At 49.3% G+C, this 12,419-nt stretch carries 10 protein-coding genes and 2 pseudogenes; 10 read left to right on the top strand and 2 right to left on the bottom strand.

The genetic code is table 11. From position 1 onward, the window contains the following. Positions 1–1,047: 1,047 nt before the first annotated feature. From ACWHYD_RS12740 to ACWHYD_RS12700, 9 genes and pseudogenes are all read left to right on the top strand, one after another. A pseudogene (locus tag ACWHYD_RS12740) lies at positions 1,048–1,218 on the top strand (formyltetrahydrofolate deformylase); the annotation flags it as partial. A 249-nt stretch (positions 1,219–1,467) separates the two neighbouring features. Continuing rightward, complete coding sequence (locus ACWHYD_RS12735; RefSeq protein WP_447962410.1) at positions 1,468–1,614, top strand: hypothetical protein; 147 nt, start codon at positions 1,468–1,470, stop codon at positions 1,612–1,614. A 22-nt stretch (positions 1,615–1,636) separates the two neighbouring features. Further along, positions 1,637–2,032, top strand: coding sequence for a hypothetical protein (locus ACWHYD_RS12730; RefSeq protein WP_447962409.1), 396 nt, complete (start codon positions 1,637–1,639; stop codon positions 2,030–2,032). Between the two features lie 132 nt (positions 2,033–2,164). Then, the gene (locus ACWHYD_RS12725; RefSeq protein WP_447962408.1) at positions 2,165–2,914 is read left to right on the top strand and encodes a hypothetical protein; all 750 of its coding nucleotides are present in this window, start codon (positions 2,165–2,167) and stop codon (positions 2,912–2,914) included. Positions 2,915–3,314: 400 nt separating this feature from the next. Next, on the top strand, positions 3,315–4,325 hold the full coding sequence (locus tag ACWHYD_RS12720; protein WP_447962407.1) for a zinc-binding alcohol dehydrogenase family protein: 1,011 nt from the start codon (positions 3,315–3,317) through the stop codon (positions 4,323–4,325). A 44-nt stretch (positions 4,326–4,369) separates the two neighbouring features. Next, a pseudogene (locus tag ACWHYD_RS12715) lies at positions 4,370–4,748 on the top strand (nuclear transport factor 2 family protein). A 230-nt stretch (positions 4,749–4,978) separates the two neighbouring features. Beyond that, positions 4,979–5,875, top strand: a complete 897-nt coding sequence (locus tag ACWHYD_RS12710) for a GIY-YIG nuclease family protein (protein WP_447962406.1) — start codon at positions 4,979–4,981, stop codon at positions 5,873–5,875. Positions 5,876–6,350: 475 nt separating this feature from the next. Continuing rightward, positions 6,351–7,124 carry a DUF2092 domain-containing protein gene (locus ACWHYD_RS12705; protein WP_447962405.1) on the top strand — a complete coding sequence of 258 codons (774 nt, stop codon included), beginning with the start codon at positions 6,351–6,353 and terminating at the stop codon, positions 7,122–7,124. 15 nt (positions 7,125–7,139) lie between these two features. Continuing rightward, a complete protein-coding gene (locus ACWHYD_RS12700; protein ID WP_447962404.1) occupies positions 7,140–7,589 on the top strand; it encodes a hypothetical protein in 450 nt (149 codons plus the stop codon). 248 nt (positions 7,590–7,837) lie between these two features. Here ACWHYD_RS12700 and ACWHYD_RS12695 read toward each other — a convergent pair whose 3' ends face one another. Together ACWHYD_RS12695 and ACWHYD_RS12690 are read right to left on the bottom strand one after the other, a co-directional pair. Beyond that, positions 7,838–9,574 (bottom strand): cation:proton antiporter domain-containing protein, encoded by a 1,737-nt coding sequence (locus tag ACWHYD_RS12695; protein ID WP_447962403.1) that lies wholly within the window; start codon positions 9,572–9,574, stop codon positions 7,838–7,840. Between the two features lie 200 nt (positions 9,575–9,774). Then, the gene (locus tag ACWHYD_RS12690) at positions 9,775–10,530 is read right to left on the bottom strand and encodes a haloacid dehalogenase type II (protein ID WP_447965870.1); all 756 of its coding nucleotides are present in this window, start codon (positions 10,528–10,530) and stop codon (positions 9,775–9,777) included. A gap of 372 nt (positions 10,531–10,902) precedes the next feature. On the opposite strand from ACWHYD_RS12690, the gene ACWHYD_RS12685 reads away from it, so the two are divergent. Continuing rightward, the gene (locus tag ACWHYD_RS12685; RefSeq protein ID WP_447962402.1) at positions 10,903–12,393 is read left to right on the top strand and encodes a TM0106 family RecB-like putative nuclease; all 1,491 of its coding nucleotides are present in this window, start codon (positions 10,903–10,905) and stop codon (positions 12,391–12,393) included. Positions 12,394–12,419 lie beyond the last annotated feature (26 nt).

Here is a 12,419-nt window from a genome sequence, read left to right as displayed (position 1 = left end):
CAGTCAGGCTGATCAACATATCCGCCAAGACTACAGATGTTATGTTGTCTATCGCTAATAAATGAAGTGGTATATGCCGTAGACAGCTTTCCATTATTAGACCAGGAATAAAGACCACCAGGGACTTACGTATATGATTAATAGTTCCTATCAAGAGCATGGTAAACAAATTCACCAAATCTCCCCTTTTGCAGGAGTCAGTTAGCAGGATCGCCAGGTTTACTTCTCTGAGAACGTTGACAATAGTAGTTCCCCAGGTTCACCATTCCGTGTTGGAACATAATGGCGAACTTTTCTTATTTTGGGGAGGAGAGGGGCCACGACGATCACTTTCACTAAGGGACATAATCATGAGGAAATTTAAAAAAGGCTCGCATCATTTTGGGAGTATGATGGTAATTTTTTTCCTTGCGCAGATGCCCCTACAATCCTTAGCGATAACATACGATGTGAATCGAGTGATTGATGGAAATGGGACTGTCTCCGGCTTTATCGAGACGGATGGAACAATAGGCCCACTCATGGCATCAAACTTCATAGATTGGAACCTCCGTGTAAACGACGGCTCCCATATATTTAACCTTGTGGGCCCAAAATCTGGAGCAAATTCGACAATCACCCTAACGGGCAATTCAACGATAGCATCCGCCAAAGACATTCAATTTGATTTTTCGGGAGATCAAGCCCGAATCGAAATCATCAACCCATCAGCGGCAAGCCCGGAGAATGGATGGGCGCTTGTTGGAGACTATGGCGGGCTCGTTCATGACAAATTCGAAGAAATGTGTTTCCTCTGTTCAAGTTCCAATCCGGCATCCGTCACCGAGCATAGATCTGGAATTATTAAATTTCCAACACTTCCCAACCGAATCCCCCAATCCCCGAACTGAGCACTGCACTTGCCATTTGGTTTCTCTGGAATTACCGCATGAGGCCAAGACCGTACTTGGGAGGCCAAGCGCAGAAAAATGGGAGCCGGCATTTTGAGCAGTTGACCTTAAAATGGCGGTTGGGTTCATACTCCTTTGCCTACAACGGGCGAACCGCGAGGGCTCCATCATCAAACAGGATGGGGTTCGTGTCGCTCATAGAGTTACCGTTCAGTATCTAATTCGAAAGAGTCGTGACCTTGAAGTGCTGGTCCTGGCCAGAGCGATCCGATTACATATTGAACATCGTGTCCTGGTCTACGGACGTAAAACCGTCGTCTTCGATTAGCAGGATTTTTAGCGGGTTCGCCTGAGGAGAGTCAAAGGCTTCTCCAACCGTTAAGAATCTTCTGATCTCTTGAATTTCTCTTTCCTCTTCCCAAGCCCACAACTTGACTAATTCCGTCAATTGACGAAGAATCCCTTTAGATTATTAGATTATTCCAGTATATGTGATGGGAGCCAAAGCGGACCAGATGATTGGCAAACATGCGGAATATGTTTGATGGAAAGCACAGAGAATGCTCGCCAAGAATGCATGGAAACCTCTTATACAGACTGTAAAATCATTGTGAGGCAGCGCGAACGGCTGACACTCTTGAATGGAACCCTACAAACTTCGGCGATGGCGTTGTGGCTCATCACCCCAGCCCGTTCCTTTCTTTACGTGCGCGCGACCGGGTAGGTCGAAGGGCAACCAAGGGGCTGTGACAGATCCACTTGTTGATAAATGGGTGCATGGATTGCCCGGAGGCACGGCAACCAGCGTCGTGTCGCTGCTCGGTCGCAAGCCTGATGGCGTGAGCGAGTTTTCGTTCTACTCGTTCTGCGGCGGGTTTGAAGATTCGGCCGAGCGACGGGACCGGCCCTCGTTTCAGCACTGGCTCGACCAACGGCACCCTGAGCGCGGTCTGCAAGTAATCGAGCATCCGACGATTGACTTCAAACCAGTGACTCATGAAATCCTCGTGGCCGTCGCTTGTGACATCGACGGCCTCCTTTCCGCTGGTCGTACGGTAGTTCTCATGGACTCTGGCGGCGAGACTCGTACCAGACAAGTGTGCAAATATGCTGGCTTGGTTGAAGATTCCCGGACTCTGTAGGCTCGCTGCCTAACATCGGCTTGCAGCCTACGGCGGCCGGTGGGATCATGAGCCGCCGCGGCTGAAGCTGGGCGTTATGCATCCATTTAAATTGGGCAAAGGTTATTATTCATGAACGTTAACTTACTATTCATGGATGAAAGTCGTAGCCAAGTTATTGATAGGAAAAATACTGTTATTTCTTCCCTCACCGGAGTTCTAGTTCCAATTCATAGATATGCTGAAATACGCACTAAATTCTACAATCTTCTTGAATGGTCGATAAAGCCAGAGCCTAATACCATCAATATTAATGTCCCTGAACTACATTGGAGGGAATTACTTACAGGCGAAGAGGATGAGAAAAAAATAAATATTTTAGAAGGCGTTGTAGCCCTTGTTTTAATCAATCGATTGGAGATTTATCGATGCGGGTACTATTTAACCCATAAAATACAAAAAACCTTCAAAGGCGATGAGAAGATGCTTGGCACGTTGTGGCTTGAGCTTTTGGAATCCTTAAAACCTAAGATCGAAAATGAAATGATCATTCCCGTAATGGATGGTTTTGATAAAAACATGGTGAGAAAATTCTCCCAATTAGTTAAAGGTATGGATGTAATGCGTGCTGCTGGCCATGAACAGAGCATCAGTCTCAAACATTCGGAGAATATTCTAGGAGAAGTATTCTATGCAGACAGCTTTAATTCGATATTCACTCAAGTTGCTGATCTGATTTCAGGGTTACGTCAATTGTCAGATATTTCCCGTGAAGGTAAGGAATTAACCGACTATAAGAAGAGGCTGTTAATGATATCTAAAAAACTGGAATCTGCGATTGTTGGTGATGATGGAGTCAAGGCTATGGTATTAAACGGTAAAACCCAAAGCCCATGTAAATAATGATGTGCGGTAAGGTCATGTAATCCAACTCGTTCAATGAAAAAAGAATCAGGAGTTATTCATCGATACTCGAGTAAGGGTTTGGATAGAAAACCCCATGGCTCGTCTTTTGACGACGAATCTGTCCTCGATTATTCCAGAGTCCGCGTTAGGAGTTAGACCGGACATGTGATTGGCCGAAATACCGAAAATGCTTAATTGTGAAAAAAACAGAGAATGCGTGACAAGAAGATTAGGAGCATCTTTTTATCCAAAAAAAGACAGTCTGTGCATGCCTTTTGATATAGATCCTCTAAGCATTGTTAAAAGCTCGTAAAATAATGAGCATATTGTAAACGATGCGTAGTGCTATGAACTTCATATTACCGATTTACACCATCAGCATAACTGGAGACTCATAATGAAAGCCGTTGCCTACAAAGCACCTGGTCCGATTGAGCGTGAAGACGTCCTGCAGGATATCACCCTTGAGACACCCAAAGCTGAAGGCCGTGATCTGCTCGTCAAGATCATCGCTGTATCGGTCAATCCCGTGGACACCAAATTGCGCCTCCGTGCTGCTCCCGAAGGCGATTGGGGAGTCCTTGGATTTGATGCCTCCGGCGTTGTTGAGGCCGTGGGGCCTGAGGTGCAGAATTTTAAACCTGGCCATGCGGTTTTTTATGCCGGATCCATCTCGCGACCCGGCACAAACAGCGAGTATCACCTTGTCGATGAACGCATCGTTGGCCGCAAACCCGCCAGCCTGAGCGATGCAGAAACCGCAGCTCTTCCGCTCACGGCGATTACCGCCTGGGAAATGTTGTTTGACCGGCTCGATGTCAAACGTCCGACTCCGCAGGGAGGTAACGTCATTTTAGTCATTGGTGGCGCAGGTGGTGTCGGCTCGATCACCATTCAGCTTTTGCGCGCATTGACCGACCTCACGGTGATCGCTACCGCCTCGCGTCCTGAAACACAGGATTGGGTGCGCGAATGCGGCGCCCATCACGTGATCGACCACCGTCAACCTTTAGCACCTCAGGTTGAGGCATTGGGTCTCGGCGCTCCCGGGTTTGTGTTCTCAACGACTCAGACCGGCCACCATCTAGCCGATATCGTTGGCCTGATTGCGCCGCAGGGCCGTTTTGGCCTGATCGATGATCCGGACGTGCTCAACGTCATGCCCTTCAAACTCAAGGCCGTGTCAATTCATTGGGAAATGATGTTCACGCGTTCCCTCTTTGGCACACCGGATATGGCGGAACAGGGCAAGCTGTTGAACGAGGTGGCCGCGCTGGTCGATGCGGGAAGCATCCGTTCCACCGCGACCGAAGTCGCCGGCAAGATCGAGGCTGCGACGCTGCGTGCGGTGCATGCACAGATCGAAAGCGGCTCTGCGCGGGGCAAGATTGTGCTTGAGGGGTTTTGATGAGGTGCAGGGCAGAGACGAATCACCCCCATTGGAGTGCCGATATGCAGGACAAGCTGGAAGCAAATAAGCAGAGTGCCATTGCCTTCTACCGCATCGGGTACTTGTGGAATCCCGCCAACGCTGTCGAACTGTGCGTCGGTGCTGAATAGATACAATCCACTCGTAGGGAAAGGGAAGCAGGCGTTCATTGATTATTTCACGGAAATGGCGGAGCAATACTCCAACAAGGAGATTGAGTTCGTGCGTGCGGTAGCCGAGGGAAACCTCGTCGCCTTACACACTCATCAGACTTGGCCAAACAATGAAGAATACGTCACGCTGGATTTCTAATGATTGGATGCGGACGGAACGATCATTGAGGATTGGGATTCCTTTCAAGAAGTGACAACTGAGACAAAGAACTACAATCCCATGTATTGAATTCGCACCTGCCAATGCGATGCGCAGCCGTTCCCAAACGGCTGCTATTGGCGGGTATGCAATCTTTCAGTCTGCCAATGTAAAAATTCTGGGTGATTAGTGCTCGATGGTCCCTTACGACCAAAAGCGGACGGTTGGGTTCGCCACGTGAATCCAGACAAAATAGTCAATTAGGATGTCGAATTTGGGGAGATCAATAATTATCAGTTCCAAATATTTGGCAAGCAAAAATGAATACAATGAAATCAGGCTATATATATGTGATGGTGCACCCGTCTGGTCCTGACCTATATAAGATTGGTATTACAACCCGTAAGCCCGAACAACGATTGGCCCAGCACAACAGCGATTACACTCAACTAACAGGTCGTATTGTTAAAGAAACTGGTCAGAGGTGGGAACTGAAGGAATATTATGCCGTCCCTGATCCGTATTGGGCCGAAGCAGTTTTTTGGCGAGCAACACCATTTTCAGATATCCCGTTTCGACAAGGAATTGAAGTTGAAAAAATGGAATGGGGATGTGTGCAAGCTGGTTTAGATGCAGCAAAGAAAGCGGGTATGCGGCCAGGACCGAAGTCTTTGCCAGACCACGTGTACGCGAATAACGCTTGGATGAATAAAAGACTTGCGGGACGCGGTATAACCCTTAGCGGGCATGTCCGAAGCAAACACGGAAAGTCTATATTTCAATGCAGCAACGGCCATGAGTGGCGTGCAGTACCCAATGATGTGGCAGAAGGTAAGGGTCGTCCGCATTGCGGAATCGGCGAAAAGGATGCAGAAGAAATTAGGCAAGCCGTTGAAACGGGTTATCTTTATCTATTGATAAATCCGAAGAAGCCAGGTTTCATTAGAATTGAACTGACGTACGGAACCCTGGATCGTTGTTATGAAGATAATGTCGGGGATAACTGGCAGATACATCTCTATCGATATGTTGAAGAGCCCGCTCTAGCTGAATCACTAATTTGGGAATTACTAGGCTACCCTACGCCCAGTGATCGCAAACCAGTAAATGTAGATTTGAGCATAGCAGAGCAGGCATTCCGCAACTTAATTTACGTAATGCAAAGCGAGATCGCTTTGGTGGAAAAGAAAAAAGACGGCCTCACGAAAACTGATTGAACTGAATAGCCGAATGCAGACATGATCGGTTACCGACCCAAAGTGGACATTCATTGATGTAATTATTAGCCTTTTGAATTTTTAATCAGCGGGCCACAGGTTCGATCCCTATAGGACCCCCCGTATTTTGAAAGAATTAGGTGGACTTCTTGGCAAAGGCCTTTTGCTCATTTTAACAAGTGCAGCTCGCGTGAGAAAACTGCCCGCTATCAATACCCCTACTTCGCCCTTTACCCATGCATTAGGAATGATTCATTGTGATTTGACCACCCCTGGTTTTCTGATTATGCCCGGCCGCACCACCGCCATCGTCTGAGTTGTGTCGGCTACCTGCTTTTTCTCCTGAAATGTATGCACGCTCATAGGTGAAGGCCGCTGGCCCTCCGCTATAGACTTTTTTGGTACATGTCTGGCACGCTAAAAAGGTCTTTCGGATTTCCTATTTCCAACGTTTTTTCCTTTAGGGCGGTCTCACATGAAGCCCGGAGCTTTTTTCAACATTTCCGTCTCCTGTATCGTCCTTTTTAGTTTTCCGGCCTATGGGGCCGACCTGGATAACAGTTCCCTAAACGAGCTACGGCCTGAAACACTCCTGCAGAACATGACCGATTATATGAATTCCCTCGAACAGTTCACTTTTCACTCTAACGCCACGGAAGATCAGATGCTCGCTTCCGGCCAGAAACTCCAGTTTGCTCGGACCATGAAGATATCCATCCGGCGTCCGAACCGATTCCGAGCGGATGTAAGGGGTGATCTTGAAAATCAGCAATTATTTTATGATGGCGAGACCATTACTCTTTTGGATACCGATCACAACTTCTATGGCACCATACAAGCACCCGACACGATCAATGTCGCGCTGGATCATGCGCTCAAGTCCTTTGCGCTGAGAGCACCATTAGCCGATTTGATACGATCTGACTCGTTTGATCTTTTGACCCAACATGTCACTTCCAGTTCTTATATCGGGTTGCATCATGTCGACGGGGTTAGGTGTCATCATCTGGCCTTTCGCCAAGACGATATTGATTGGCAGATGTGGATTGAAGATGGCGCGAGGCCGTTACTCCGAAAGATGATCATTACTCAGAAACATGTCACAGGTGCTCCTCAATTTACCGTCGTGCTGTCTGATTGGAACCTGGCCGCTAAACTTTCAGATGGACTCTTCATATTTACCGTTCCGAAGAATGCCAAAAAGATAGAGTTTCTTCCTATGGAAAACACCAGGTATTTTAAGCACTAACTCAGGAGAGCAGTCATGAAACAGGCCGTTTCTACCTTCTCCATGAAATTTCCTGTCAGAGTTTTTATTTGCTCTGGATTACTCCTTGCGTTGCCGCTCCTGGTATCCTTTTTTCTTGGGGAAAATCGTGTCGTAATCGGGTGGAGCCAGCTCGGGGCAAAATTCTTGATGAAGGAGGCGGAAGCCCGAGAAGTGCGACCTGGCCCTGTCCAACCCACTCCCAGAGTCGCACGCCCAGCACCTGTCCCAAGAGAGGCTCGTGTTCATCATCCCCATGTCCCGCGAAACCACATCAACACCTATGTCTACAGCGACATTGAGTACGGAGACGCCCTGACTTCGCTCCCTGGTGATTGCGAAGAGGTTTCCGGAGAAGAGGCAACCTTCTATTGCGAGGGAATGTACTATCGGGCCTTTTATCACGGCAATAAAGTGGTGTATGTTCCTGAATCTTCATTGGATTAGAGGCCCAGATAACACCCTCATCAATTCTAACAGCTATCCAGTCGACTGGCGCCCACTCTTTATCAGCGGGCACAGGTTCGATCCCTGTTCGGCCTATCACTTGTCGAGAATACAGATCGAGGATGACCGCTATTGGCCGCAAGTGGACCCATGCGTTTCACCGATCGGGGATAGGTTTCGCGTACTAAAACTGACTCGGATGAATCCGGAGAGATAACAATTTTTGGACATCGTCTTCTGGAACGGGGTCAAGGTGTGACAGCCACGGTACGGCTTTCTTCAAGGTCGGCGGCAGCCTGAAGTGCTCGTTCCTGCACACGCTGCATCCAAGTTTGAATATTTGCCTCATCCACATGCTGATTGCGTAAAACTGCGGCTGCGATATCGATTCCCCTCGGAAAGCTTCGATTGACAATCGGGCGCATCCCGACAGCCTCGAATCTCGTTTTATCCTCTTCCGTGTCAACAGCAATGAAGCGGGTCAGGTTCGGGTACCGGTCACGCATGATCGGCATCAGGGCTTTCGCCACTTCGTAACGGATGATCGTGACAACGAGTGTCTCTCGCTGTGCAAACGCAAGGGTCCCCATCAAACGAACATCGCTCGGGTCCCCAAATGCCATAGAGTAGCCATCGGCACTGGCAGCTAGAAAACGGTCATGATCCATCTCAATTGCGTCATAAGGCAGATTGTGCGCCTCAAGTGCACCCACGACCATGCGGCCGACATCGCCCATGCCGAACACGAGTAGCGGAGTGGTTGTGGCACTCGACAGGAGGGCATCGGACGACATTGAATCCGGAATCCTTTGCCTGAGTATCCTGGCTAAGCGGTTGCCGAGAGTTGCCAAGGTCGGGGTGAGCACGAGACTGGTTGCGATACCTGTGATAACGACGCCGACCAGTCCTTCGCCCAGCGATTCACGCACCATCGGCATGGCAATAATCACGAAGGTCAACTCACTGCCCTGGGCAAGCAAGAAGCCGAGTTGTACCGAGCCAGGCGTTGACCATCCGAAGACCCTGGCCGCGGCGCTGACCAGAAGCGCTTTGATTGCGATAAGTGCGAACAGAAAGATCAGGATTTCGGCCCAGTGCCCGATCAGGATGCGCCAGTTCAAAGACATACCCACGGTAATGAAGAAGAACCCCAGTAGCAGGTGACGAAATGGCTTCGCTTCGGTCTGGATCACATGCCGGTAAGGTGTTTCGGAGATGATCATACCGCCTAGAAATGCGCCAAGTGTGAGGGATAGTCCCGCACCACCTGTGGCGACTGCCGTCGCCAATACCACCAGGAGCGCAGTGGCAGTGAAGATCTCCTCGTTTTTCGTTGTCGCCAGAAAGCGAAATAAAGGTTTGACGGCATAGCGTCCCATCACAACCGCCACGATAAACGCTACGACAGCCTTCAATACTGCAAGAAGAACGATGATGGCCAGACCGGATTCGGTGGTTGTGGAACCACCAATTTCAAGCGAGGCCGCAAAAATCAACAGGAAGATGGCAAAGATGTCCTGGAAGATGAGGACCGCCGTGCCGGTCAGGCCGACGGGACAGGTTTGTTGCCCCCGTTCCCCGAGAGTCTGAACCACAACCGCCGTTGAGGAAAGTGCGAATGCACCACCGAGAATCACGGCGTATTCCGGGCCAAGTCCCATGGCCATGGCGATCGCACCGAAGGCGAGTCCGCATAACACAATCTGAAGCGGTCCCAGCCCGAGGATATCGCGACGGGCCTCCCAGATACTCGACAGCGAAAAGTGTAACCCGATATCGAACAGAAGAAACACGACGCCGAGGTCAGCCAGGAGCTTCGTAGTCTCGCTCTCGTGGATCAGGCCAATAGAGTACGGACCGATCAGCATGCCCGCGATGAGGTATCCCACGATCGAACTGAGCCCGATTCTTTGCATCAGCGTAATCGCAAAGATGCCGACAGACAGCAGAATGAGTATGGGTTCGAGTGCGTGAACTTCGTACATGGGTTCCCCTGAAGGACGCCGACGGTCGGTGCGCAAATGATTGCGCACCTCCAGTGTTTCGGTTCATCAGATTAACAATGAATGGCGATCCTTGAACCTTGTTTTTTTGATAATGCTCTGAGATGCCCGGTTGTTCGCCAACAAAACGGGAAACATCGACCCCGTCAACCAACACTGATTATGGATTAAGCACCATACGCTTAGTTGTTCTTTTCATTTGATTCCGGTTCCCGCAGGAGTTTGGCGAGTGCGGCCAAATCGTTCACAACATAATCCGGTTTTGCGACGTTCGGGTATAACGACGTGCCGGGGCGGGCGATAAAGGCTGTTTGCAACCCAATGCTCTTGGCTCCTGCTAAATCCCAAGCATGGGCGGCAACCATCAACACTTCCTCCGGTCTGAGGCCGAGATCAATCATGACCATGCGATACGTGTCCGAGTGCGGCTTGTACTTTTTGATGCTCTCCACGCTGTAGCGTTTTTCCAAGAGGTCTGTCAAACCTGCGTGGCGTAATTGCGTTTCAGCACACTCGGTAGACGAGTTAGTCAAGCTGACGAGTTGAAAGCCGTTTCCTGAGAGCGACTGTAATCCCGCAGCAACGTCATGATGCGGCAGCAGTGAGCGGAGAGGTGTCACGATTGCTGTTTTGGCGTCTTCGTTTTGGATTTCGATGCCTTGCGTTTTTGCTACCATCATCAGAGCGGCGGTGCCGATTTCTCCAAAGCTGTGGTAGTTTCCCGTTAAGGTCTCCACCAGCGAGTAGTGTAGCATCGTGGAAAACCATAGCGGCAAGAGTTCTTCCCGGCCGCCTAGAGCGTTTCCGACAGAGGCTTTCAGTGGAGCAAGGTCGAGCAGAGTTTCGTTGACATCAAAAATAATGGCTTTGGGTTTATGCATGGCTGTCTTCTGGTCGAGTTCAATGGTTGAAAATTGGGCGATACCGGGTTCATCCATCACGTCATAAAGCGTGGTTTCTTGCGCGAACGCGCTGTCGCCCGCGTATTATGCTAAAACCAACCTGATGAGTCACCGTACTGGGAATTGTCTGCTCGTGTCGTGTATGACACCCATCATCAGCTGCCTCCTGGGTGATGACCCAACGGCACTAGAACTATTCGATCATCGCCGCCACCACAAGCAGGTACCCGCAAATATGCGGTTGCCCAGTCGATGTGAAGGGTTCCAGAATACTATCTCCGCTCATTTTTTCTTCCGACCCCTGTTATTTCTGTTCTGCCTTTTCTTCCGGTTGTGCTAGTATTGGTGGCAATTGTGAACGCAATTTTGCCCCAAATGTGAACAATCGGTTCCGCTCCCTCCTTCGCTATGGCCCGGCAACGAGTCACCGCTCAAGACCTCTATAACTACACCAAGTGTCTGCATCGCGTATATCTGGATAGCAACGGCGATCCTTCGGAAAAATCCGAAGTCAGCTCATTTGTGAAGCTGTTGTGGGAGGTGGGGTTACAGACTGAACGGGACTATATTACTTCGCTCGGCGATCAGGAGATTGTAGACCTGCAGGATTTTGGGGTAGAGCAGGCATTCCAGGAAACCCTGTTGGCCATGGAGCATGGGGCTGCCGTTATTTATCAAGGCTGCCTGATCCATGAACAATTTGTGGGGCGACCGGATTTGTTGGTGAAACGGGAGGACGGATCTTCTCGTTTTGGAACCTTTCTTTATGAGCCGATCGATATCAAAGCTGGAAAGGGCTGGGAAGAGGTGGAGGGCAAAAAACGAAAATTTAAAGAACATTACGCCTTTCAGATTTTGTTTTATCGGCTGTTACTGGAAAAAATTCAGGGAACCGTTCCATGGGGTGGTCGAATTATTAATGTGGACAAACAGCTTGAAGAATTTGATCCGGCTCCATTTGAAGAACGGTTTAACCAGGCTATGCAGGACGTTCAGCAACTGGTCTCCGGGGAAGAGACTTCGGAACCGGTGCTGGGAAGTCACTGTACCATGTGCGGATGGTTTAGCCGATGTTACCGATGGGTGAAAGATGAATCCGATCCTACCGGCCTATTTTTTGTGGGCAAACAAAAATTTGCGCTCAGAGAGCAGGGGCTTCGAACGATTCAAGATATTGCGCAAATGGATGTGCAAACCTATCTCAAGCCGCCTCATAAGATTCCGCGAATGGGAAAAGTCTCCCTGACCCGGATGAAAGAGCGGGCTCAGGTTCTGGTAGAGGGAAAGCCGAGGATCCGCTCAGGCTATACGTTCCCCGATGTTGATCGGGAGATCTATTTTGATATTGAAGATGATCCGACCCGTGGCGTCACTTATTTGTTCGGAATGGTCATTCAGGATGGAAAGAGCCCCTCTCACTTTACGTATTTTTTAGCAAAAACCCCTGAAGACGAGGAGCAGACGGTCAGGAACTTTTGGCAATTTATTCAATCGACGGATCGGGCTGTCTATTATGTGTATTCTCATAAGGAACGGTCGACGCTGAAACGTCTGATGGAAAAGTATGATCTGGATGCCGAAACCTTTGAAAAGTATAAGGCCTGTGAATTTGATTTGTATCAAGACCTCATTGTGGAATATTCTGATTGGCCGACATTTTCATATGGGATTAAACATATTGCCAAATTTATCGGGTTTCAGTGGAGAGACGTGGACCCGTCCGGGGCCAATTCCATCGCCTGGTATAACGATTATTTAGCGAATCCGGCCAAGGAAGCTCTGCTGAATAGAATTTTGGAATATAACGAGGATGATTGCTATGCCATGGCAGCCATCACCCGATATTTTGAGCATCATGCCCACAAGACTCAGGGTATGGCTGAAGGACAGGCAAACTAAGGAACAACTGCTGAGGAGAACGTCTT

The organism is Nitrospira sp. Ecomares 2.1 (assembly GCF_965152585.1).
This window is presented reverse-complemented; position numbering and strand designations above follow the sequence as displayed.

Excerpts from the sequence above, each read along its gene's own strand:
- ACWHYD_RS12700 (WP_447962404.1), top strand. The coding sequence starts at position 7,140 with ATGAAACAGGCCGTTTCTACCTTCTCCATGAAATTTCCTGTCAGAGTT.
- ACWHYD_RS12710 (WP_447962406.1), top strand. The coding sequence starts at position 4,979 with ATGAATACAATGAAATCAGGCTATATATATGTGATGGTGCACCCGTCT.
- ACWHYD_RS12720 (WP_447962407.1), top strand. The coding sequence starts at position 3,315 with ATGAAAGCCGTTGCCTACAAAGCACCTGGTCCGATTGAGCGTGAAGAC.
- ACWHYD_RS12690 (WP_447965870.1), bottom strand. The coding sequence starts at position 10,530 with ATGGATGAACCCGGTATCGCCCAATTTTCAACCATTGAACTCGACCAG.
- ACWHYD_RS12695 (WP_447962403.1), bottom strand. The coding sequence starts at position 9,574 with ATGTACGAAGTTCACGCACTCGAACCCATACTCATTCTGCTGTCTGTC.
- ACWHYD_RS12685 (WP_447962402.1), top strand. The coding sequence starts at position 10,903 with ATGGCCCGGCAACGAGTCACCGCTCAAGACCTCTATAACTACACCAAG.
- ACWHYD_RS12705 (WP_447962405.1), top strand. The coding sequence starts at position 6,351 with ATGAAGCCCGGAGCTTTTTTCAACATTTCCGTCTCCTGTATCGTCCTT.
- ACWHYD_RS12725 (WP_447962408.1), top strand. The coding sequence starts at position 2,165 with ATGGATGAAAGTCGTAGCCAAGTTATTGATAGGAAAAATACTGTTATT.
- ACWHYD_RS12735 (WP_447962410.1), top strand. The coding sequence starts at position 1,468 with ATGGAAACCTCTTATACAGACTGTAAAATCATTGTGAGGCAGCGCGAA.